Here is a 22,591-nt window from a genome sequence, read left to right on the forward strand (position 1 = left end):
CGTATGATCGACTGCGATTTTTGCATGTTTTGCCGGATCGTCATCCCACTTGTTCGCCGGTCGATCATGACCGCCGACGATCGCCTAACGCATCCGAGGCCAATAATGGCAACGATTCCGCACGTCGACCGCATGATGTGATCCATCGAATATTGCGTCCCATATAGAGGAATGCAGTTCCCGATGGTGGTACGCTGATGCCGATTTTGAACCATGGCTCAAACCGAACACGGAATCGGGGCGAGCGGTGCAATTGGTGGAAGGCAGATCATGAACAGCGTCAGCGGCAATGACGTGAACAACGTCGTCAGCAACGACGGCGTAAACAACGACGGCGTAAACAACAGCGTTAGCAACAACGTCGTCAGCAACGACACGGCATACGGCGTTCTGGGCGTCGCCGCCGGCCTCGGCTCATTCCTCGGCTCGGGCACGATCCTCGCCCTCAGCTCCACACTGGCATTGTGGCGCGAAGGCCTGCAACTGGACGCCTCGCAGGTGGGTGCCGTATCCGCCATCCTCACCTTCGCCTTCGCCATCGGATCATTCTGTGGCGGATTCATCGCCCAACGTCTCGGTCTGGTCCGGACATTCGCCATCGACGTCGTCGTCTGCGTCGTGGCGCTCGCCATCTGCACCATCGCACCCAACTTTGCCCTGCTCGCGGCCGGCATCGGTCTGGCCGGCATCGCCGTCGGCGTCGACCTGCCCGTATCGATCAGCGTGATCACGCATGACGTGCTGGACGAGACCCGCAAAACGCACCTGGTCAGTCGCACGCAGGTGCTGTGGTCGGCGGGCATCCTCTGTCCGTACGTGCTGGCGCTGATCGTCAGCCCGCTGGGATTCCTTGGCGCGCGCATCGTATTCGGCGTGCTCACGGCGATCGCCCTGCTGACCGCGCTGTGGCGTGTGCTCGATCCGCGTATCGCCCGACTGCATCGTGAGGCGGCGGAGCGCGAACGGGCGATGGCGCGGTCGTCAGTACTATCGACGTCGAACGCTGGTGCCGTGCCCGCTGCCGCAACGAACAGGGGCATGATCGACGTGCTGCGTTCCGTCAACAAGCGGACCGGCCGCCCGTACGCGGTGATGTTCGCGGTGATCGCACTGTTCTACGTCATGTGGAATCTCATGGCCAACACGATCAACCAATTCCAGACGTACCTGCTCGTATCGCAGCACGCCTCGCAGACGCAGGCGATGATCATCGGCATCGTGGCCGCGGTATTGTGCGTGCTGGGCGGCGTGGCCTACGGTCGCGTGCCAAAGGGCGTGTGGCGTGACCGCATGTTCTGGGTGGGCGCGCTGGCGCAGGTGCTGGCCATGGCGATCATGGCCGTCGGCGGATCGATGCTGTTCACTGCCGTCGCCGTGATGCTGTTCCAGTTCTTCTGCAACTTCGCGGGCGAGATGAACGCGAAGGTGTGGACTCAGGAGACTTTTCCCGTGGCCGTGTCGGCGCAGGCGCAGAGTCTGATTCTGGGTATCGCCCGTATTCCGTGCGCCTTCGCGTCGCTTGCACTGCCGTCGCTGCTGGTGCCCGGACTGATCACCGTGGCGCTGTGGGCGTTCGTGGTGGTGGCCCTGCTGTCCGGCGTGTTCGGCGGGATGGTCGTGGTGCTTGGCCGGGTTCGTGTGCGGAGTGCGACGGTGGCGGCTGCGGCCACGGGGAAGGTGTGACAATCGGTGATAGCCGGTGATGGCGGTAACGGCGTCGACCGTGCCCCGGGTCAGAAGCGGTAGTAGGTCTTCGCGTTGGTGACGAACAGCGCGTCCTGCTCGTCGGGGGACAGCGTCTCCACGCAGCGCGCGTAGGCGTGCACCAGGTCGAGGTAGGAGCAGTGCAGCTTGTCGACGGGGAAGTTCGACGCGAACATGGTTTTGCCGATGCCGAAGGCGTCGAGTGCCGTGTAGATGCCGGGCTTGATGCTTTCGATGGTCCAGTAGTGGTCCATCGACGGCTGCCCGGAGATCTTGATCACGCAGTTGTCGCGTTTGCCGAGCTCATAGAGGCCGTCCTTCCACAGCTGCCATCCAGCGAGGTCGCGGTCGGCCCACATGCCCATGTGGTTGATGATGAACAGGGTGTTCGGGTGGGCGTCGATCACCTCGCAGGCGCGGGCGAACTGTGTGGGGTACAGCTGCATGTCGAAGCTGAGGTCGTGGGCGGCGAGTCGGTCGAGTCCGCTGAGCCATTCCGGATCGTCCATGTACGACATGTTGACGTACTGGTAGAGCGGGTGGGGATGCATGTTGAGGTTCTGCCTGATGCCGCGTAGATGGGGGTAGTCGAGTTCGCGTTCGAGTGTTGCGGCGAAGTCGGGGGAGGAGAGATCGCCGCCGCCGACGATCATGACGGGCAGTCCGGTTTCCTTGCTCTGCTGTTCGACGTCGGCGATTTCCGCGATGGGGTCGTCGGCGTTGGCCTGGACGTGCACGGTGCCGACCAGGTTGATGTTGCTGCCGTGCACCTCGTCGATGAGGTCGGTGGCCACGTAGTCGCCGGCTTGGAAGAGCGGATCCCATGGGCCTTCGAAGGTGAGCGGCTTGGATGGGTTGAACCACGAGTAGAGGCTGGTGTGCATGAGGTGCACGTGGGTGTCGATGAAGGGTCGGGGTGCGGCTTCGTGCTCCGGCGTTTCCGGGATAATGGTGTACATGCGGCCGGGTACCGGCTGCTGGTAGTCCTCGCCAAGCGTCATTGGTTGTGCTCCTTATTGTCAGGAATTCGGAATCGTTCGGACGTAGTTGTTTTGTTTTGTTTGGCGTATGAAAAAGCCCCCTCGCCGAGGGAGCCGTTTCAGGTTCGGGTTGTACCATCCGCATCCTCGCGGACGTTTCCTCTTACCCTAGGTTGGTGATTTGTGGTGATGCGTGTGTCCTCAAGGCGTAGAGGACGAAGGCGTACAAAAGTACGTCAAGTCCTCTACAACGATGAGGACACTCCATCACCACAAATCACAGTACGGTGCGGGTGTCGTTTTCGTAATTATTCCGTCCCTGTCCCGTCGCTGCGGTGGTTCCGCCGTCGACGGGGACGACGAGACCGGTGAGGTAGGAGGCGCCGGGGGAGGCGAGGAAGAGGGCGAGGTCGGCGCAGTCTTCGGGCTTGCCGGTGCGTCCGAGGGCGACGCGGTCGATGTAGGGCTTGAGGCGTTCGGGATCGGTCCAGACTTCCTTGTTGATGTCGGTTTCGATGAAGGCGGGGGCGAAGGCGTTGATGCGGACGCCGTACTGGCCGTAGTCGAGGGCGACGCAGCGGACGAAGCCGTTCATGGCGTGCTTGGTGGAGTTGTAGGCGGTCTGGCCCCAGTCGCCGTAGAGGCCGGAGACGGAGGTGTCGACGACGATGTTGCCCTTGGTCTCCTTGAGGTAGGGGAGGGCTTCCTTGGTGAGGTAGAAGAGGCCGTCCATGTTGACGGAGAAGAGCTTGTGCCAGACTTCGTCGGAGACGTTTTCGATTTCGCCGCCTTCGAAGATGCCGGCGTTGGAGACGACGACGTCGAGGTGGCCGAATTCGTTGACGACGTCCTGGACGAGGTCGTGGACCTGGGCGTGGTCGGAAACATCGGTGATGTGGGTGTGGCCGTTGTCGTAGCCGGCGACGGTTTCCTCGAGGGGGCCGGGGCGGAGTCCGACTGCTACGACGGTGGCGCCGTTGTCGAGGAATCCGCGGGTGATGGCGCGTCCGATGCCGGTGCCGCCGCCGGTGACGATGACAACCTTGCCTGTGAAGTCGTAAGTGTTCGCGGTCATGTTGGTGAATCTCCTGTGATTTCCGTTGTGGTCGCTGATGCCCGTTGAGTGTTCGACTGCGGTGTCAACGCGTTTGCATAGTCCAGTATAGATAAAATGGGCAACAATCCCTATATATGGGACAATTGTCGCGGGATATGTGCTTGTCGGACGTGTGGGTGTGCCCGACAAGCATCGAAGATGCTCTTCGGTGCTTATACGGCGCATGGGTGCGACGCATAAGCACCAGAGCGATGATGCGCTGCTTGTTCGATGCGCGGATGCGTCAAATAAGCATTCTGGGCGTGCCTCGGTGCTTGTGCGGCACATGGCTGTGTCCAATAAGCACTCAGAACGCGTTGTGGTGCTTATATGACACATGGGTACGTCATATAAGCACCACAGTGAGGTGGCGGGGTGAGCGGATCAGACGTCCTTGCCCTTGCCTTCGGAGATGCCGACGATCCAGCTGAGCAGTGCGCCGACGAGGACGAAGACGCCGAGGGCGACGAGACCGCCTTCGCCGGTATCCTGGGTGCCGAAGAGCATGTCGAACCAGACGCGGATGTTCGGTGCGAAGAATCCGCCGAATCCGCCGAGCATGGTGACGATGCCGATGCCGCCGGCGAGCGCGGCTCCGGTGAGCAGCTCGGTGGGCATGCGCCAGAAGATGGGTTGGCTGGCGATGACGCCGGTGGCGGCGAAGCAGAGGCAGATGATCGCGACGAGCGGGGATGCGAATGCGGAGGCCGCGATGGAAACGCCGGTGATGAGGAGGATGACGGCCACGAAGATGTGATGGTGACCGGCCTTGGCGGACCACTTGGGCAGCAGCCAGGTGCCGATGAGGGCGCAGACCCACGGGATGGTGGAGATGAGGGAGACGGTCAGACCGACCTTCTGCCCGACAAGTCCGGAGACCTGGGTGGGCAGGAAGAAGGTGATGCCGTAGACGCCAACCTGGATGAGGAAGTAGACGATGGACAGCACCCAGACGCGCCAGGACTTGAAGGCGCCCTTGACGGAGGATTCGGTTTTGACCGGGGCGTTGCGCTCCTCCTCTTCGATGGCGGTGGCGAGTATGTTGCCTTCCTCGCGGGTGAGGAAGCGGGCGGTGCGCGGGTTGTCGTCAAGGTAGAACCATGCGGCGATGCCGACGGCCACGGCGGCGATGCCTTCGAGGAAGAACATCCACCACCAGCCGGGGAGACCGGCGATGCCGTGCATCTGCAGGAGCAGTCCGGAGACGGGGGATCCGATGACCATGGCGATCGGCGCGCCCATGTAGAACAGGCCGCGGATCTCGTCCTGCTTGTCCTTCGGGAACCAGAGGGTGGTCAGGTAGATGGCGCCAGGGAAGAAGCCGGCTTCGGCGATACCGAGGAGCACGCGGACGATGAGGAACTGCGTCTCGTTGTGGGTGAACGCCATGCCGGCGCCGACGATACCCCAGAGGATGGCGAGGACGGTCAGCCATTTGCGGGCGCCGACCTTGCGCATCGCCAGGTTGCAGGGTGTGCCAAGGAACGAGTAGATGACGAAGAACAGGCCGGAGCCGAGTGCGTATCCCTGCGCGGTCAGGCCGGTATCGGCCATATACGACTGCTGGGCGTAGCTGATGTTGGTGCGGTCGAAGAACGCCAGCATGTACATCAGCAGCAGGAACGGAACGAGTCGGGCGCTGGTGCGTGCCACGATCGCGGCGAGCTCGTGGGTCTCGCCTGACTTCTTGGTGACGGTGTTGTCTGCCATGACGACCTCTGTAATTCGATGATGGATATTCCCCTGTGCCGTGGTTCGGTCGCGGCGTTCGGGTCGGCGACTTCGCTGACCCATACCGTGCGAGACCCCGTCGTTGGGGTTGAACACTGCACTGGTAGTCAGTGTATGGGGTTGGGATGGCCATCTCACCTGTTGGGATGGGTTTGACGATGGCAAAAGTGCCAAAATTTGCCTTCATGACGATATGTGACTATCGCATGGTGATTTTTCCGACGATATGATCAACGATCGTCGATAATCCCAAATATAGGGACACTATTTCACGGATGGTACAGTGACGAGTGTCGTCAGTTCACGACGCCGCGACATCGCGGTATCGATGCAACGAAGCGTTACGAACGACTCCAAATTCGAAACAAGGACAGGCATTATGGCATTAGCTCCATCATTGAAGCTGCCCACGATCACGCACATCCGCGCGTACAGCATGGGCGGTGCCGCGGCCAAGGTGCACGGCCAGGGCGGCGGTGACTATCACGATCAGGGCAAGGATCACTGGATCGACGATCACATCGCAACGCCGATGAGCAAGTACGACGAGTACAAGCAGTCCCGTCAGTCCTTCGGCATCAACGTGCTCGGCACACTCATCGTCGAGGTCGAGGCGTCCGATGGCACCACCGGCTTCGCCATCTCCACCGCCGGCACCGTCGGCTGCTTCATCGTCGAACACCATCTGTCCCGCTTCGTCGAAGGCAAGCGCGTCGACCAGATCAAGCTGATCCACGATCAGATGCTCAACGCCACCCAGTACTACTCCGGTGGCGGCGGCGTGGTGATCAACACCATCTCCTGCGTGGACCTCGCCCTGTGGGATCTGTACGGCAAGGTCGTCAAGCTCCCCGTCTATAAGCTGCTCGGCGGAGCCGTGCGCGACGAAATCCACTTCTACGCCACCGGCGCCCGTCCGGACCTCGCCCAGAAGATGGGCTTCATCGGCGGCAAGATGCCGACCCACTGGGGCCCGGCCGACGGTGACGAGGGCATCGCCAAGGACATCGCCACGCTCAAGGAGATGCGCGAGCGTGTCGGCGACAACTTCTGGCTGATGTTCGACTGCTGGATGAGTCAGGACGTCAACTACGCCACCAAGCTGGCGCACGCCGCAGCCCCCTACAAGCTGAAGTGGTTGGAGGAATGCTTCCCGCCCCAGCAGATCGAGTCCTACCGTGAACTCAAGAAGAACATGCCGAAGGGCATGCTCATGACCACCGGTGAGCACACCGGTACGCTCGAAGGCTTCAAGGAGCTCTCCGAGGCCGGCGTGGACATCCTGCAGCCCGACGTCGGCTGGTGCGGTGGCGTGACCTCGCTGTGCGAGATCGCGGCCGTGGCCAAGTCCCGCGGCCAGCTCGTGGTGCCCCACGGCTCCTCCGTGTACTCGCACCACGCGGTCATCACCTTCACCAACACGCCGTTCAGCGAGATGCTCATGACCTCGCCGCATGCCGACTACGTCCGTCCGCAGTTCGACCCCGTCCTGATCGACGAGCCGGTACCGCACGACGGCATCATCACCGCGGAGGAACTCGACAAGCCCGGATTCGGCGTCGAACTCAACCGCGAATGCCCGCTCGAGCGTCCGTTCGAGCACTGATCCAATCATGGAGGGTGACCGGTTGTGTGAAATACGCGACCGGTCACCCTCGCACATTCCAACCGTCCACCACTTCGCAACGGTGCCGTGTGCATCCGTTGTTCTGCCGCACGACCGACGCCAAAGGAGACCGATGGGCTACGGCACACACGTACAAGGACTTTCAATGACATCACTACCTCACAATGCGTTCAAGCAGGCGATCAAGGAAGGCAAGCCGCAGTACGGTCTGTGGATGGCCTCAGCATCGCCGACCATCGCCGAGATCTCCGCCGACGCCGGCTACGATTGGATGCTCGTCGACGGCGAGCACGGTCCGTACGATCTCAACACCATCCTCGACGTGCTGCGCGCCGTCGCCCCCTATGACACCACGCCCATCGTGCGTCCCGCCGCCGCCGACCCCGTGCTCATCAAGCAGGTGCTCGACCTCGGTGCACAGACGCTGCTGCTGCCCATGGTCAACACCAAGGATGAGGCGGAGCTCATGGTCAAGGCCGTGAACTACGCGCCCGAAGGCATCCGCGGCGTCGGCTCCCCGATCGCGCGTTCCGGCCGCTGGGGACGCATCCCCCACTACATGCGTGACGCCAAGAACGAGATTTGTCTGCTCGTCCAGGTCGAATCCCAGGAAGCGCTCGACAACATCGACGGCATCGCATCCGTCGACGGCATCGACGGCATCTTCATCGGACCCGCCGACCTGTCCGCATCGCTCGGCCACCCGGACGATGCCGCCGCCATCATGGATCAGATCCACCACGCGTTCGACGTGATCAAGGCGCACGGCAAGGCCATCGGCTCCCTCGCCTTCGACCGTCCGACCGTGGAGAAGTTCTACGAGTGGGGTGCCACCTTCGTGGCCGTCGCCGGCGACACCGACCTCTACGTGCGCGCGCTTACCAACGACATCGCCCAATACAAGGGCTGAACGCCGGGCAAGGGTGAACGCCGACCACGGGTTGAAAGGCTTTCCTTCCGCTGTTGCTGACCGTCAGGCCGCCTGCTCCTCTGGGTGGGCGGCCTGACGTATTTCAGCGCTTTCGCGTGATATTCAACAACGGCGTCCAACGCCCATCGACTAAGGTTGAACGATATGGTAGAGAACAATGCAGTGCGCACCGACGCGCAAGCCGCAGCCCCATCCGGCACCCGCACACTGATCCACGGCATCATGGTCATTCGGGCCGTGGCGGCCGGTGCCACCTCACTGCGCGCGGTGGTCGACGCCACCGGACTCAGTCGCAGCACCGCTCATCGTCTCATTCAAGCGTTGCGCGTCGAACGATTCCTCCGCGAAAACACCGACGGCGGTCTGCAACTCGGCCCCGCCCTCATCGAACTGGGATTCCAGGCCCTCGACAGCGTCTCCCTCCAATCCATCGCGCATCCCATCCTCGTCGACCTCGCCCAGCAGGCCAAGGACACCGTGCACCTCGCCGTCGAGGACTCCGGCATGGCCCTCTACCTCGACAAGATCCACGGCACCCGCGGCATCGAAATCCGCTCCTGGATCGGTGCCCGCATGCCATTGACCTACACCGGCATCGGCAAGGCCCTCCTCCTCGACTCGCCCAAACGCTGGCGCAGCCAGTACGTCCAGGACCGCAACCTCACCGGTCGTGACCCCGAGCACGACTACGCCGACGAATCCGCCTTCGCCTCCGCCATGGCCAAATTCGCCGAACAGGGCTTCGCCTACGACCTCGAGGAAAACGAGCCCGGCGTGCGCTGCGTCTCCGCCCCCGTCCGTGACGGCCGTGGTGAAATCGTCGCCGCCATCTCCGTCTCCGCCGCCCTTCCCTTCATGCCGCCCAAGCGCATGAAAGCCCTCGGGCCGCTCGTGGTCGACGCTGCCAGCCGCATCAGCGCGGAGCTGGGGTATAACACCTCCAAGAACGACTCCATCGAGTGATCCGGGAGTGATCCGGCGGAGGCGGCGCGTCTTCCGTCCGGCGGTAGACGAAGGCGTATATCAATACGTCGAGTCTGCCGCCGAACGGAATCCGCGCGCGTCCTGCGCCGGATCACTAGGTCCTTCGGTTTCCTTGGGAGGACTAGTGGGTGAGTTTGGGCTCGTTGGGGTTGTGCCCTTCGGTTTCCTTGGGAGGCTGTGTGGGGGATTTCGGCCTTGTCGGGATGAGGTCCTTCGGTTTCCTTGGGGAGGTGCGTGAGGGATTTTGGGTTTACCGGGGTTGGGGCTTTGAGAAGTCAGGCGGTGGTCCTGAGCTGGCTGGAGTTCTGTGATCTTCCCGAGGGCATTGCGTCCGCGATTTGTTGGGCAATGGCTCTGGTGTTTGTGCGGGTGTTGGTTGTGTTAGGCCAAATTGTGCTCAACCGGAGCGCACTCCAACTAACGACAGTGAATTACCTCGGAATAGTCGAAATAATGATGTCTGTCCTGATAGGGAACCGGCCCGTACCGAGTTTTCCTCGGATATCGCACTTGGGACACTTGGGACACTTGGGACACCGCGATTACTCAGAACAAATGCACACTGTGGTCTAACGGTTCCTAGCCAATTTTGATGGTGTTGTTCACGGCATCGAGTCTGGCGTTGTGCAGTCCGCTGCGGATGGTCGTGATGATGTCGTAGCGGCGTCGGTCGATCTTTTCGCCGAGCACGAACCCGGGGATGCCGGACGGGGCGCGTGGCATTGGCGCAATAGGGCGGCCTCGTCGTGGCAGAGAATGATGAATTGGGCTGTATCGTCGTTCTCTGCCAGCGACTGTGGCAGAGAATACGGAATTATGCTTTTTGGTCATTCTCTGCCACGATAATTTCCCTCTACGACTGGTCATGGATATAAGGAAGTCCAATATTCGGTACTGCTGCATTGGATTTGGATAGCAGTGGGACTAGTCCCTGATGGATCCGTGGCAGGGAACGAATAATAATGACGAATCTGCGTTCTCTGCCATGACTGTGTGGCAGAGAATGTCATTTTGCTGAAATATCGACTTCTCTGCCACGATTTATGGCAGGGAATGATGAATCATCCAGTATTTGTATTCTCTGCCAACAGCCGTGGCAGAGAACGGAGAAATATCCCTTTTGCGCATTCTCTGCCGCGAGCCGCCTGTGCCGCGGACCGCCTCTGCCACACGAGCCGCCTGTGCCGCGGACCGCCTCTGCCACACGAGCCGCCTGTGCCGCGGACCGCCTCTGCCACACGAACAGCTTGGAGTCCCGCTGCCATCCCACCAATGCTCATTGTCGGGGCGCGCCGCGCCAACACCTGTCGACCCGTCTGTGGGGTCGCGCGATTCGGAATCATGGAATATGGTTCGGTGTTGTGCGGGGTCATGCCACTCCGTACTTTCGGTTCGTCTACTCGTTGACTCGCGAAGCAACGCGAGCATATCGGAGTTCTTCTTCCGAAAACATCGGCTCCGCATTGGCGGAAGTGGTCTGTCGCGAACATCCGCAGTCACTTACCGCGTGGAAGTTGCCGAAGCCGTGGATGTGGATGAAGGCGTGAAAGCGTGACTGGATTCATCTGCCTGTCGTGTTCAACCTGCTGCCGCGAGCAGATTGAAGTCCTGAAATCCAAAGCCGTGAAAGTCGCGATCATGATTGCGGACGCCATAAACGCTATAGGAACGTGAGCGACGGTAAATCCGTTCTGTTCGCACCCCACTGACGCATGGAGGTCTTACTGCACGGAGTCTTTATCGCACGGAGGTTTCACTGCACGGAGGCTTCGAAACTGGCGAGGGACTGATCGCCGCTGACCCGGACGCGGGGGAGTGCCATCGGATCGTCGCCGGTATTCGCGCGGCCATACTTCGTGGTGAACGCGCACAGAAAACCGACCTCGCGGGCCGCGGTACGGGCATCGTCGGTCGTATCGCCGAACGGGTACGCGAACGCCTGATTCGCGCCCACGATCGTCGTGGATTTCGTCAGATCATCCACGATCTCCGCATGTGTCATCGCGCTGATCCTGCCGCCATGACCCACCGTGCCACCCGCACGATGCATGTCAAACGAATGCGACTGGAACTGCACGAACTCATTCGCATTCGCCACCACCTTCTGCGACGCATCCGCATCACTGGCGATGATGAACGACGTTGCCGGCACCCGATACTTCGCCAGCAACGGTACGCCATAATGCAGGAACCCCTCCTCGCCGTCGTCGAACGTGAGCACCACACTGCGCTTCGGCAGCGAATGCGTGCCCGCCACATACGCGGCCACCTCCTGCCACGACGGATAGTAGAAATCATTCGACGACAGATAGTTCAGCTGCTCCTCAAGCTTCGAATCCAGCAGATAGTTCGCGTCAAGATGATCGGGTGCGGCGCTCGCCGAATACACATAGTGATACATGAGCACCGGCACGCCGCCGGACTGCTTGTCCATCGAATCGACCACGTGCACCGTGCGATCGATGTGCGCCATATGACCGGACGAATCCGCAACGCTGTACGTGACCGTGTAGTCGCCGGGCTTCGACGTATCCACCGAACCCGACGTGCGAATGCGATCGTTGAGTATGCCATCCGTCGGCTCGCTCGCATGGGCGCCCGCCTCCAGATACTGTTCGCCCTTGAGCACGACCGTGTTCTCGTCGCCGTTCACGCCCATCACGATGTCACCGGGATCGGCGGTCGGCACGGCGGATTTGCTCGCCGGTGCGGTGATGGAGGAGTTCGGTGCGGTCGCAGTGCCCGGCTCGGTCGTCCTCATCGATCCCATCGAATCCATCGACTGCGAACGCAGCGCATTCACGCCCATCGCCACGCCCAGCACGACGACCAACGCCGCCACGATGAGAATCACCAACGACGCGGTACGGCTTCGCGCGCCGGCATGACGGCCGATCGCATTCGCATGCTGCGGGCTTTCACTGCGATTGTTATTTCGATTTTCATATCGGTTTTCATTTCGATTCCGACGGCTGGCCATCAGCGTCTCCCTGACTTCTCTTGGTTTCTCGATCTCTCTGCATCGTTGATGATTACAGCTTAGAACGATGCCGATATTGAACGAATCGGTCGCAGGGCTGATTCGGGTTCGGCTGATTTGGATTCGGTCTGTTGTTTTTCGCCGTCTGGTTATAGGCTGGAAACCATGGCTGAACTCGAAGCATGGCAGACCCTTAGCGACCGAATCAACTCCGTTTCCCCCTCCGCCACCCTCGCGGTGGACGGCAAGGCCAAGGCCCTCAAGGCCGCGGGCGTGGACGTGATCGGATTCGGCGCCGGCGAGCCGAATTTCCCTACTCCTGATTACATCGTGAACGTGGCCGCCGACGCGTGCCGCGATCCGAAGAACCATCGCTACACGCCCACGGCCGGCCTGCCCGAGCTGCGTCAGGCCATTGCCGACAAGACGCTGCGTGACTCCGGCTACGTCGTGGAGCCCTCGCAGGTGGTGGTGACCAACGGTGGCAAGCAGGCCGTCTACGAGACGTTCCAGGTGCTGCTCAACGACGGCGACGAGGTGATCATCCCCGCTCCGTTCTGGACGTCGTACCCCGAGGTCGTCAAGCTGGCCGGCGGCAAGCCCGTCGAGGTGTTCTCCGGCTCCGACCAGAACTTCACGCCCACCGTGGCCCAGCTCGAGGCCGCCCGCACCGAGCGCACCAAGGCCATCGTGCTGAACTCCCCGTCCAACCCCACCGGAGCGGTGTGGCCGGAGGAGACCGTGCGCGCCATCGGCGAATGGGCCGTGGCCAACCACCTGTGGGTCATCTCCGACGAGATCTACGAGCACCTCAACTACGACGATGCGAAGACCACCTATGTGGGTGCCGTGGTTCCCGAGGTGCGCGACCAGCTCATCGTGCTCAACGGCGTGGCCAAGACCTATGCCATGACCGGTTGGCGCGTCGGCTGGCTCATCGCCCCCGAACCCGTGGCCAAGGCCGCCGCCAAGCTCTCCGGACACATGACGTCCAACGTGGCGAACGTGTCGCAGCGTGCCGCGCTCGCCGCCGTGGCAGGTCCGCTCGACGAGGTGCATGTGATGCGTGAAGCGTTCGACAAGCGTCGCCGTGCCATCGTGGCCGCACTTAACGAGATCCCCGGCGTGGACTGCCCGACGCCCACCGGTGCGTTCTACGCGTTCCCGAACGTGGAGGCGCTGCTGGGCAAGCCGCTCGGCCCCAACGGATCCGTGCCCGCCACGTCGTCCGAGCTGGCCGCGCTGCTGCTTGACGAAGCTCACATCGCCGCGGTTCCGGGCGAGGCGTTCGGGGCCCCTGGTTATCTGCGCTTCTCCTACGCTCTGGCCGACGATCAGCTCGCCGAGGGCATGAAGCGCTTCCAGGATTGGGTCGCCGCCTGAATCTTATCCTGCCTTGCGGGTCGCTGATCGTCAGTTCCCCGTCACGTGGGCCGTGCGGCGTTACGTGGGCCGCGCGGCCCACGTAACGGGCCTGCAAAAACGTTGTAATTTCAACGATCCTGAACTGGCGTTACGTGGCGCGGACGGCCCACGTAACGCTTGGCTTGGGCTGCTTGTCTTGGATGGTCGTTCGGCGGTTGTCTGGTTCGGGCGATCTGCAGTGCGTCACAAGGGGCGGGTCGCGTCACGTGGCGCGCTTGGATGGTTCAAATCCCCGTCACGTGGGTCGGGTCGCGTCACGTGGTCCGGCCGGCCCACGTGATGGGCGTGTGGAAACGTTGCAATTTCAACGATCTTGAGCTAGTGTCACGTGGTGCTGGCGGTCCGTGTGACGTAACCTGGTCCGTGTGACGTCGCGATGGCATGCGACACGCGGTGATCGCATGATGGCCACACGGTGACAGTCCCATGATGATGGCCGCGCGATAATCATGACCGTTTGGCGCGATAATCATGACCGTTTGCAGGGGATGAATCGTGCGGGCAGGCGCGCGACTCGCCGTTATTTTCTTCGGTTTCTCATAAAAAACCCGTGGTGGCTGGACTTCATTGGCAAAAGCCGCTACTATGACCTCTTGGCGGTTCGCCGCCTGCCTAACACCTCTCGTTCGCGGGTGTGTGTATGATAGGCGAGGTTACCTAGGGAAGTGGCGCAATTGGTAGCGCAACGGTCTCCAAAACCGTAGGTTGTGGGTTCGAGTCCCGCCTTCCCTGCTAGAGATGAACAACGGTTGCATAAACCAGTGAGGGTGGTCATGGCTAAGAAATCTAACGCTGAAGAGAACGTGGTGAAGCCAAACGTCTTCATGCGTATCGGCCTGTTCATCAAGCAGATCATTGACGAGCTCCGCAAGGTCGTTACCCCCACCCGCAAGGAACTGGTGCTCTGGTCCATTGCCGTGTTCATTTTCGTCATCTTCCTGATGCTTTTTGTCACCGGCCTTGATTTCGGACTGGGCAAGCTCGTAATGCTCATCTTCGGCTGATTCATCGTCGTATCGCGTATCGTTCGCGGCTTCTGTAGAATCGACGCTGGATATCATACTGAATTCTTGAATTTCTAAAGGATGCCTGTTATGACTGATGAACTTGATGTGAACGACGAGGCCGTCGAGGTCCCCGCGACCGAACCCGTCGAGAACGCCGACGAGACGGAGAACGTTGTCGAGAACCCCGTCGAGGCTGCTGCCGACGACGCTGTGGATGCCACTGAAGACGTTGCCGCTGATGACGCCGAATCCGTTGATGCTGAGGCTGAATCGGCTGACGACACTGTCGAAGACGCTGATGACACTGTCGCTGATGACGCCGACGCCGCCGAGGATGATTCCGCTGCGGCCGCCGAATCCGACTCCGAGTCCGACTCCGAGACGGACGACGACCCCGGCGAGCGTGCCGTCAAGGCGTACGAGCGTGAACTGCGTACTCTGCCCGGCAAGTGGTACGTGCTGCACACCTACTCCGGCTACGAGAAGCGCGTGAAGGCCAACATCGAGTCCCGTGTGGCGTCGTTCGGGCTGGAGGATCAGATCTTCCAGTGCGAGATCCCGATGCACGAGGTGGAGAAGCACACCGCCAAGGGCAAGAAGGTCGCCACCGAGGTGCTGATCCCCGGTTACGTGCTCATTCGTATGACCGCCGACGAGGAAGCCCGTCGCATCGTCCGTGAGACCGAGGCCGTCACCGGCTTTGTGGGCCCGACCAAGGATCCGGCGCCGCTCACCCGCAAGGAGGTCGTCTCCATGATGGCCCCGATGATCGCTTCCGAGGCACTTAAGGCCGCCGGCGACAAGCCCGCCGCCGCACGCAAGCGCACCGTCGAGGTTATCTACAAGGTCGGCGAGACCGTCACTGTGAACAGCGGCCCGTTCGCCAGTATGTCCGGTGTGATCTCCGAGGTGTCGCCCGCCACGCAGAAGCTCACCGTGCTGGTGTCCATCTTCGGTCGCGATACGCCGATGGAACTCGACTTCAACCAGGTGGAAAAGGTAGTCGAATAGTCGCCGCCAAGCGCATCATCGCGCATTAACGTCAAGCCGCTCTTCGGAGCGGCTTTTTCGTTTGCTAAAGAACGCAGGATGGCAGCTAAACCATAAAGCTTGTCCCCGGACGCCGGAGGTCAGGGGATGATCATGCCCGCTCCTTAGATGGACTGTGGAGCTTATTGCCGTGCATGCACTGCAATTATTCGGCAATCTTCGAGTTCTGTGCGGATTCGAGCCTTGTGCAGACATCTATCTTCGAGTTCTGTGCGTTCCAAACCGGAAATCCCAAGTATGAACGTTGGAATTCCGCGCATCATACTTCGCGTTTCCGTTCTAGGGCGCACAGAACTCGCAGATAGGTGTCCGCAGGATCCGGGAATCCGCACAGAACTTGCAGATAGGACATGCATTTCGCGATTATCACGGGAAACTGCGCGCGATCCTCTCCATCTGCCTTTGTCCGAGGATGCAGTCCGAGGACGCAAGCCAGTCTGAACCATCCGATATCCCACTCGTCATCAGTGAAGTCCACAGCCATGATCGGCTCAATCCCGTTGTCGAACACCTCCCATTCCGACATGCAAAGCGCTGGGATGCCACGCTGCTGGTCCAAATTCGCACATGGAAAACTGTGGGAACAAAAACCGTCGTCCAACCAAGTCGGGCAGAATGAAGGCAAGAGTGCGGCACCAATGGGGGTGCCGGCTCCTCGAAAGGATGGACGACCAATGACCACCACCACCGCGACCACGAAAGCAAGCGACATCGTCAAGTACTACGACAACCAGGACGGCCCCACCATCGGCGTCGTCAGCAAGCCCGTCATCGAACAGGACGGCCTGTATTTCAAGGATCTCGACGGCTCCGGCAAACTCGACGACTACAAGGACTGGCGCAAGTCGCCGGCCGAACGCGCCGCATCGCTTGTCAAGGAACTCACCGTCGATGAGAAGATCGGCATGATCTTCACCAACTCGTGGCGCATGGGTCAGGAACTCAAGGATGGCGAACAGCGCGACGAAACCGGTCTGCTCAGCGAACAGATCGTGGAAGAGGCCGACTCCATCTTCAGCGCCGAAAAAACATGGGGCACCAAGTACTCGCTGCAGACGCTCAAACTGCGCAACCTGATCCTGCGCGCCAACCCCACCACACGCGAACTCGTCGACTGGATCAACCAGCTCAACGCCGTGGCCGAGGAGACCGAACACGGCGTGCCGGTACAGGTGCTCAGCAACTCCCGCAACGAGAACGGCGAGGCCGTGTTCGGCATGAACGAGGCACAGGGCGTGTTCGCCACCTGGCCGGGAACACTTGGCATCGCGGCGGCGGTGATCGGCACCGGCGACATGGGCGTGATCGACCGTTTCGGCAACGTCATCCGTCGCGAATGGGACGCCGTCGGCATGAAAAAGGGCTACATGTACATGGCCGACACCATGACCGACCCGCGCTGGCAGCGCACCTACGGCACGTTCAGCGAAAACCCGAAGCTCAACAGTGACATCTTCGACCACCTCATCCCCGCCGTCCAAGGTGGCGACGAGCTCACCCGCGACGGCGTGGCCATGACCGTCAAGCATTTCCCGGGCGGCGGTGCGCGCGAAAACGGCTTCGACCCGCACTACGCCGAAGGCCAGTGGAACGTGTACCAGACCGAGAACAGCCTCGAAACATATCATCTTCCCGCGTTCAAGGTGGCCGTCGCTCGCAACGCGGCGTCGATCATGCCGTACTACGCCAAGCCGAGCAAGGCGAAAAGCGCCGAACAGTACGATCTCAACGGCAAGCCGATCGACTGGCAGCCCGTCGGATTCGCATTCAACGAGTTCTTCATCCAGCGACTGCTGCGCGGCCAGATGGGATTCAAGGGCTACGTCAACTCCGACTCCGGCATCACGCACATGATGGCGTGGGGCGTGGAGGACCTGTCCGTGCCCGAACGCGTGGCGCTCGCCATCAACAACGGCGTCGACGTGATCTCCGGCGCGTTCAGCGTCACCGAGGCGAAGGAAGCGTACGAGCGTGCGCACAACGACTACTACGACACGCACGACGTGCCGGAGGGCTACACGCGCGAACAGGTGACGCTTGGCGACGAGGCGCTCGACCGCGCCGTCACGCGTACGCTGACCGAGAAGTTCACACTCGGCCTGTTCGACAACCCGTATCGCGATCCGTCCGTTGCCGAATCCGTGGTCGCCACGCCGGGCGACTGGGACGAGGCCTACGAGGTGCACTGCGACTCGGTGACCCTGCTGAAGAACGCCGATCGCACGCTGCCGATCGACGCGGAGAAGACCGACGGCAGGCTCGTGTACGCCGAGGCGTTCGGCAAGGACAAGGAGACCGGCGAGAAGAGCACCGCCTCGCTGCACGCCATGCTGGAGTCCGATTTCGGCCTGACGCTCACCGACGATCCCGCGGCCGCCGATTACGCGCTGCTGTATGCCGATCCGCGATCTGGCAACTACTTCAGCGCCACCAAGGGTTATCTTGAGATCGACGTATGCGAGAACAAGACTGTGTGCGACACCGATCCGGAGGGGCGTCCGTCCTCCGAGGGCACGCATGAGGAGACCACGCTGTACGGCGTGGGCCGCATCGCTGAGATCGCCGACGCCGTGCACGCGCATGGCGGCAAGGTGATCGCCTCTCTCAACGTGTCGCTCGCCTGGATGCCGGGCAATATCGAGCGCCATGTCGACGCGCTCGTGGCTGGCTACGACACGTACACCAAGGCGTGCGTGGATGTGATCGTCGGCCGTCATCCGGCGGTCGGCTGCCTGCCGATCACCCTGCCCAAGGACGATTCGGTGATCGCCGTGAACGCGGACGGCGTGTGCGTGAGCCCCAACGACGTGCCCGGATACGACAAGGACAAGTACATGTCCGAGTCGATGAAGGACGAGAACGGCAAGGCGTATGCGTACCGCGACGCCGAGGGCAACTACTACGAGTACGGATTCGGTCTGCGGTACTGAGTTGTACTGAGTCGCACTGAGTGATGCGGTACTGAACGTACTGAGTCGCACTGAACGTACTGAATTGCGTCGATAATCGCTATCGGGCCGCGTCTCGTCATCGATCCGCTGGATCGTGCGGGGCGCGGCCCGTTGGTATGCGGATGGCATGCGCGACGACACCGACCGCGATTGTCCACGACATCGTGCAAAATAGGAAAGCTTGTGTCTGGAGGGTTTATCCCGCTAGCACAGCACAGCAATAATCGGTTGCGGGAGGAAAACCTCCGCGGTTTTGCATGGATTCGCTCGTTGTCGTCCTTTCGATCTCGAACGGTCGTGCCATGCGCCGTGAACGGGTTCCGTCTGACCGCTTCACAGAAAGAAGAACCATACAATGGCTCCTAAGAAGAAAGTCTCGGCGCTGATCAAGCTCCAGATTCAGGCTGGCAAGGCCAACCCGGCCCCGCCGCTGGGCCCGGCCCTGGGTTCCCACGGCGTGAACATCATGGACTTCTGCAAGGCATATAATGCCCAGACGCAGGACAAGATGGGTCAGGTCATCCCTGTTGAGATCACCGTCTACGAAGACCGCTCCTTCACCTTCATCCTGAAGACCCCGCCGGCCGCGGCTCTGCTGAAGAAGGCCGCTGGCGTCGACAAGGGCACCGAAAACCCGCTGACCCACAAGGTCGGCTCCGTCACCAAGGCTCAGGTCCGCGAGATCGCCGAGATCAAGATGGAAGACCTGTCCGCTCGTGACATCGAAGCCGGCATGAAGATCATCGAAGGCACCGCCCGCTCCATGGGCATCACGGTTACGGACTGAGAGGAGAAGGACACATGGTAAAGCGTTCCAAGAAGTACCTCGCCGCTGCCGAGAAGATCGATAGCAGCAACCTGTACACCCCCAACGAGGCCATCGCCCTGCTCAAGAGCATGCCCGAGTACAACTTCGACCAGACCGTCGAGGCCGTGTACCGCCTGAACGTGGATCCCCGCAAGGCCGACCAGCTGGTTCGCGGTTCCGTGAACCTGCCGAACGGTACCGGTAAGACCGCCCGCGTGCTCGTGTTCGCCCGTGGCCCGAAGGCCACCGAGGCCACCGAGGCCGGCGCCGACATCGTCGGCGATGACGATCTGATCGCCAAGGTTCAGGGCGGCTTCCTCGACTTCGACGCCGTGGTCGCCACTCCGGACATGATGGGCAAGGTCGGCCGTCTGGGCCGTATCCTCGGTCCCCGTGGCCTGATGCCGAACCCCAAGACCGGCACCGTGACCATGGACGTGACCAAGGCCGTCAAGGACATCAAGGGCGGTAAGGTTGACTTCCGCGTGGACAAGCACGGCAACCTGAGCTTCCTCGTGGGCAAGCTCTCCTTCGACGAGAAGGCCCTCGACGAGAACTTCAAGGCCGTTGCCGACGAGATCAAGCGTCTCAAGCCGACCACGGTGAAGGGCCGCTACGTCACCAAGGTCACCATCACCTCCACCATGAACCCCGGCGTTCCGGTGGACGTGGCCACCGTCTGATTTCAGTCGGTTCAGTGATTTCGGTGGAGCCGCCGCCGATTTCCTCCCATCCGGTTCGTACTGGTCCCGGTAGGGCGGTTGTCCGGCGGTGGCTCCGCTCCAGCTTTTGATAAGCAAAGATTGCAACGGGAAGGACCCCGGAACAGTGCACAGTCACGTTCCGGGGCCCTTCTTTTTCTTTTCCGGAACGGTACCATGCCGAAATGTCCCCGGAAAGCTTGATCATCACGATCATCATTGGCCATTAACTGCGGATTGGGTGTGGCTGAGATACGGACCCGCAGCGCAGGAATCCGTTCGCTGCGGGTGTGCAGTTGGTTTGGCGTAAACCCGCAGCGTGGCGGTTCGTTCGCTGCGGGTTCATTGATAGACCAGCACGGACCCGCAGTGTGGGTGCTGGTTCGCTGCGGATCCACTGATGAATGATGACAAACCCGCAGCGTATCCGTGCCATCCGCGTTGACGATCCGTGCCGTCCGGGCCGAATGAACAAATGATCGTCGCTGCCGATCAATCGTCGAGCATCAGACCGATCTTGATGGCGGTGAGCAGCACGTACGCCTCGCGCGGATTCATCGGATCCCAGCCCGTCACCTCCACCGACCGCTTGAGTCGGTATCGCACGGTATTCGGATGCACGTTGAGCTCGCGCGCGGTAGCGTCGAGCGAATTGCCGGACCGCAGGAACGTGGACAGCGTAAGCAGCAGCGGATTCTCGGTATCGTCGCCGCGTAGCACACTGTATACGTTGTCGTACAGTTCACGTCGGGCGTCGGCATCGCCGAGCAGCGCACGTTCGGGCAGCACGTCGTCACTGCGCAACGGCCGGGGAAGATCGGTCAGGCAACGCGACGCACGGTGACTGTTCACCGCCGCACGCAACGTGTACGCGGCACCGTCGAGTCCCTCACGCACCGGCCCGATGCTCACTGGCGAATCGTCGGCGAAATACTCCGCCACCGCTTGGAAATAGTCCTCTGGTTCGCCACCGTTGCGGGGATCGATCAGCGCGACCATCAGCGTCTCATGTTCGCCGATCAGACATTCGCCGCCCAACGATCGCACGGCTTCCCGGATCTGACGATGTGCCATACTCAGACTGATATCGCCGGTATGACTACGCATATGCCCGGCCATGGCGAAGCAGTGGAATTCGTTCGACCATCCGAGCAGACTCATGCGCGACGACACCTGATGGCTGGTCACGCCGTCGAGCAGATCGGCGATGGTGAGCGCTTCGAGTCGTGCATCCCAATCGCCGCGCGCCTGCGCCGACGATGCGTAGACGGTGGCGGCCGAGAACGCCACTTCGCGCGAATAATAGAGCATGGCGTTGCGCATGTCCTGTTCGCGCCCCGGTTTGGCGATGCGCGTGACGTTGCGTTCGAGCACGTCTACGATGAACCGCGTGAGTTCCACCGTCTGATTGAGTGTGATCGACTTGGTGAATTCGAGCGGTGCCACAAAGAAGATGTGATCGGTGGACGGGTGCAGGAATTCGTCGGCGATATCGGCCGAGGATAGCGGCTTGTGGGACGTGGGCGACGCGTGGTCGGTGTCGGCTCTGGCGCTGTGGTCGGTGTCGGAAGCGGCGCTGGGATTGGTGGAGTCCGCGCTGCCGGAGTCGGTGCCGTGCCTGCCGTTGCCAGTATCGCCGTCGTGGGCATCGACAATCAGTGAATCGGCGAACGCCGACGCGTCGATCTGCGAGAACCAGTCGACGAAATCCGTCACGGCCGTTTCGATGATCATGCGGAGCTGGTTTTTGTCGGCGGCGTTGAGCGCGCGATACCACGCGAGATCGGTGTTGAGTTGCAGTTCCGCCTCGCGCACGAGTTCCCGCAGCGCGGGCGGCAGATCGACCGGCTTGACATGCGGCTGCCGACGACGGAATCGCGCGGCCAGTTGTTCCGCTTCGTCGGCCACGGAGGATGCGGGAACGGATGCGGGGGAGGCGTCTGCGGAATTTGCGGACCCCGATGAGTCCCCGGATGAGGCCCTGTATGTCGTTACGGACGGCGAATTCGTCACAGACGATGTTGTCCGCGCGGGCGATGTCTTCCGCAGCGACGTCGCCGAACCCGCCGCCGTCGCTGAACCCACAGCCGATGCCGATGCAACACCGTGTGCACTGGTCACCGCGGATACATCGGCAGCATCGGGCTCATGATCATCGTTGAGTATGATCGGCTTGGTCCGGACGGTGGTGCGGCGTCGCGGTTGTGTGGACTTGGTCTTGGACCGTGTCTTTTCGCTTTCCGAGGCCGGAGGTACAACCTCGGTGACGACGATATGCCGGGTGCGTTTGGTTGTCCGCGTTCTTGCCGCGGAAGTGGATCGTTCGGAGACGGCGTTGGACGAATCGCTTATCGCCGAACCGGCTATCGTCCCGTGTGCACTGGCTGAATCGCTTGCACCAGCCCGTTCGGCATGAGCAACGTGGTTCGCCGCTCCCGCTCCCGTCGTCGCCGTCGGTTCAGTCGTGCCTGTCGCGGTCCTATCCGCAGTGTTGTTGGCGCCGTCGGTGCTGTCGGCACTGTCCGTCACGCTGTCCGCCGCGTCGCCGACAGGCTTCGGATCAGGCACCGGTGCCGACTGCTTGCTGCGACTGCCTCTCGAAAACGCGGAACGAAC

16 protein-coding genes and 1 tRNA gene are annotated in these 22,591 nt (G+C 61.5%); 11 read left to right on the top strand and 6 right to left on the bottom strand.

Annotated features, from left to right (window positions below):
• The first annotated feature begins 270 nt into the window (after positions 1 to 270).
• Positions 271 to 1,683 carry an MFS transporter gene (locus EP30_RS00330; RefSeq protein ID WP_181160717.1) on the top strand — a complete coding sequence of 471 codons (1,413 nt, stop codon included), beginning with the start codon at positions 271 to 273 and terminating at the stop codon, positions 1,681 to 1,683.
• Positions 1,684 to 1,733: 50 nt separating this feature from the next.
• On the opposite strand, the gene EP30_RS00335 is transcribed toward EP30_RS00330, so the two are convergent.
• The 3 genes from EP30_RS00335 to EP30_RS00345 form a co-directional block, all read right to left on the bottom strand.
• Complete coding sequence (locus tag EP30_RS00335) at positions 1,734 to 2,705, bottom strand: amidohydrolase (protein ID WP_140555158.1); 972 nt, start codon at positions 2,703 to 2,705, stop codon at positions 1,734 to 1,736.
• A 256-nt stretch (positions 2,706 to 2,961) separates the two neighbouring features.
• A complete protein-coding gene (locus EP30_RS00340; protein ID WP_094662181.1) occupies positions 2,962 to 3,759 on the bottom strand; it encodes an SDR family NAD(P)-dependent oxidoreductase in 798 nt (265 codons plus the stop codon).
• Between the two features lie 405 nt (positions 3,760 to 4,164).
• Positions 4,165 to 5,490 carry an MFS transporter gene (locus EP30_RS00345; RefSeq protein ID WP_140555161.1) on the bottom strand — a complete coding sequence of 442 codons (1,326 nt, stop codon included), beginning with the start codon at positions 5,488 to 5,490 and terminating at the stop codon, positions 4,165 to 4,167.
• Positions 5,491 to 5,890: 400 nt separating this feature from the next.
• On the opposite strand from EP30_RS00345, the gene rhmD reads away from it, so the two are divergent.
• From rhmD to EP30_RS00360, 3 genes are all read left to right on the top strand, one after another.
• Positions 5,891 to 7,117: an L-rhamnonate dehydratase gene (gene rhmD / locus EP30_RS00350; RefSeq protein WP_211279413.1), complete on the top strand. Its 1,227-nt coding sequence runs from the start codon at positions 5,891 to 5,893 to the stop codon at positions 7,115 to 7,117.
• A 166-nt stretch (positions 7,118 to 7,283) separates the two neighbouring features.
• A complete protein-coding gene (locus EP30_RS00355) occupies positions 7,284 to 8,048 on the top strand; it encodes an HpcH/HpaI aldolase/citrate lyase family protein (RefSeq protein ID WP_094662187.1) in 765 nt (254 codons plus the stop codon).
• 165 nt (positions 8,049 to 8,213) lie between these two features.
• Positions 8,214 to 9,032, top strand: coding sequence for an IclR family transcriptional regulator (locus EP30_RS00360; RefSeq protein WP_094662189.1), 819 nt, complete (start codon positions 8,214 to 8,216; stop codon positions 9,030 to 9,032).
• Between the two features lie 600 nt (positions 9,033 to 9,632).
• Here EP30_RS00360 and EP30_RS00365 read toward each other — a convergent pair.
• Positions 9,633 to 9,776 (bottom strand): transposase, encoded by a 144-nt coding sequence (locus EP30_RS00365; protein ID WP_140555163.1) that lies wholly within the window; start codon positions 9,774 to 9,776, stop codon positions 9,633 to 9,635.
• Between the two features lie 1,030 nt (positions 9,777 to 10,806).
• The gene (locus tag EP30_RS00370) at positions 10,807 to 12,033 is read right to left on the bottom strand and encodes a polysaccharide deacetylase family protein (RefSeq protein WP_219846779.1); all 1,227 of its coding nucleotides are present in this window, start codon (positions 12,031 to 12,033) and stop codon (positions 10,807 to 10,809) included.
• A gap of 165 nt (positions 12,034 to 12,198) precedes the next feature.
• On the opposite strand from EP30_RS00370, the gene EP30_RS00375 reads away from it, so the two are divergent.
• The 7 genes from EP30_RS00375 to rplA all read left to right on the top strand — a co-directional run bounded on the left by EP30_RS00375 (position 12,199) and on the right by rplA (position 19,957).
• On the top strand, positions 12,199 to 13,416 hold the full coding sequence (locus tag EP30_RS00375) for a pyridoxal phosphate-dependent aminotransferase (protein ID WP_140555165.1): 1,218 nt from the start codon (positions 12,199 to 12,201) through the stop codon (positions 13,414 to 13,416).
• A 701-nt stretch (positions 13,417 to 14,117) separates the two neighbouring features.
• A tRNA-Trp gene (locus tag EP30_RS00380) sits at positions 14,118 to 14,190 on the top strand.
• A 41-nt stretch (positions 14,191 to 14,231) separates the two neighbouring features.
• Entirely contained in the window at positions 14,232 to 14,462 is a 231-nt protein-coding gene (gene secE, locus EP30_RS00385; RefSeq protein ID WP_094662194.1) for a preprotein translocase subunit SecE, read from the top strand.
• Positions 14,463 to 14,552: 90 nt separating this feature from the next.
• Positions 14,553 to 15,476, top strand: a complete 924-nt coding sequence (nusG, locus tag EP30_RS00390) for a transcription termination/antitermination protein NusG (protein ID WP_140555168.1) — start codon at positions 14,553 to 14,555, stop codon at positions 15,474 to 15,476.
• Positions 15,477 to 16,189: 713 nt separating this feature from the next.
• Positions 16,190 to 18,445 (top strand): glycoside hydrolase family 3 protein, encoded by a 2,256-nt coding sequence (locus EP30_RS00395; protein WP_140555170.1) that lies wholly within the window; start codon positions 16,190 to 16,192, stop codon positions 18,443 to 18,445.
• A 376-nt stretch (positions 18,446 to 18,821) separates the two neighbouring features.
• Positions 18,822 to 19,253, top strand: a complete 432-nt coding sequence (gene rplK / locus EP30_RS00400) for a 50S ribosomal protein L11 (protein WP_094662202.1) — start codon at positions 18,822 to 18,824, stop codon at positions 19,251 to 19,253.
• Positions 19,254 to 19,267: 14 nt separating this feature from the next.
• A complete protein-coding gene (rplA, locus tag EP30_RS00405; protein WP_140555173.1) occupies positions 19,268 to 19,957 on the top strand; it encodes a 50S ribosomal protein L1 in 690 nt (229 codons plus the stop codon).
• Between the two features lie 510 nt (positions 19,958 to 20,467).
• Here the strand turns inward: rplA and EP30_RS11030 are convergent.
• Positions 20,468 to 21,883, bottom strand: coding sequence for a CdaR family transcriptional regulator (locus EP30_RS11030; RefSeq protein ID WP_140555175.1), 1,416 nt, complete (start codon positions 21,881 to 21,883; stop codon positions 20,468 to 20,470).
• Positions 21,884 to 22,591: the final 708 nt, after the last annotated feature.

Origin of the sequence: Bifidobacterium sp. UTCIF-39, assembly GCF_006408715.1 — a bacterium.
In the GTDB taxonomy this organism is placed as follows: Bacteria; Actinomycetota; Actinomycetes; order Actinomycetales; family Bifidobacteriaceae; genus Galliscardovia; species Galliscardovia tissieri.

Bases quoted from the DNA above. Each gene is read 5' to 3' on its own strand.
- EP30_RS00330 (WP_181160717.1), top strand. From the start codon at position 271: ATGAACAGCGTCAGCGGCAATGACGTGAACAACGTCGTCAGCAACGAC.
- EP30_RS00335 (WP_140555158.1), bottom strand. From the start codon at position 2,705: ATGACGCTTGGCGAGGACTACCAGCAGCCGGTACCCGGCCGCATGTAC.
- EP30_RS00340 (WP_094662181.1), bottom strand. From the start codon at position 3,759: ATGACCGCGAACACTTACGACTTCACAGGCAAGGTTGTCATCGTCACC.
- EP30_RS00345 (WP_140555161.1), bottom strand. From the start codon at position 5,490: ATGGCAGACAACACCGTCACCAAGAAGTCAGGCGAGACCCACGAGCTC.
- rhmD (WP_211279413.1), top strand. From the start codon at position 5,891: ATGGCATTAGCTCCATCATTGAAGCTGCCCACGATCACGCACATCCGC.
- EP30_RS00355 (WP_094662187.1), top strand. From the start codon at position 7,284: ATGACATCACTACCTCACAATGCGTTCAAGCAGGCGATCAAGGAAGGC.
- EP30_RS00360 (WP_094662189.1), top strand. From the start codon at position 8,214: ATGGTAGAGAACAATGCAGTGCGCACCGACGCGCAAGCCGCAGCCCCA.
- EP30_RS00365 (WP_140555163.1), bottom strand. From the start codon at position 9,776: ATGCCACGCGCCCCGTCCGGCATCCCCGGGTTCGTGCTCGGCGAAAAG.
- EP30_RS00370 (WP_219846779.1), bottom strand. From the start codon at position 12,033: ATGGCCAGCCGTCGGAATCGAAATGAAAACCGATATGAAAATCGAAAT.
- EP30_RS00375 (WP_140555165.1), top strand. From the start codon at position 12,199: ATGGCTGAACTCGAAGCATGGCAGACCCTTAGCGACCGAATCAACTCC.
- secE (WP_094662194.1), top strand. From the start codon at position 14,232: ATGGCTAAGAAATCTAACGCTGAAGAGAACGTGGTGAAGCCAAACGTC.
- nusG (WP_140555168.1), top strand. From the start codon at position 14,553: ATGACTGATGAACTTGATGTGAACGACGAGGCCGTCGAGGTCCCCGCG.
- EP30_RS00395 (WP_140555170.1), top strand. From the start codon at position 16,190: ATGACCACCACCACCGCGACCACGAAAGCAAGCGACATCGTCAAGTAC.
- rplK (WP_094662202.1), top strand. From the start codon at position 18,822: ATGGCTCCTAAGAAGAAAGTCTCGGCGCTGATCAAGCTCCAGATTCAG.
- rplA (WP_140555173.1), top strand. From the start codon at position 19,268: ATGGTAAAGCGTTCCAAGAAGTACCTCGCCGCTGCCGAGAAGATCGAT.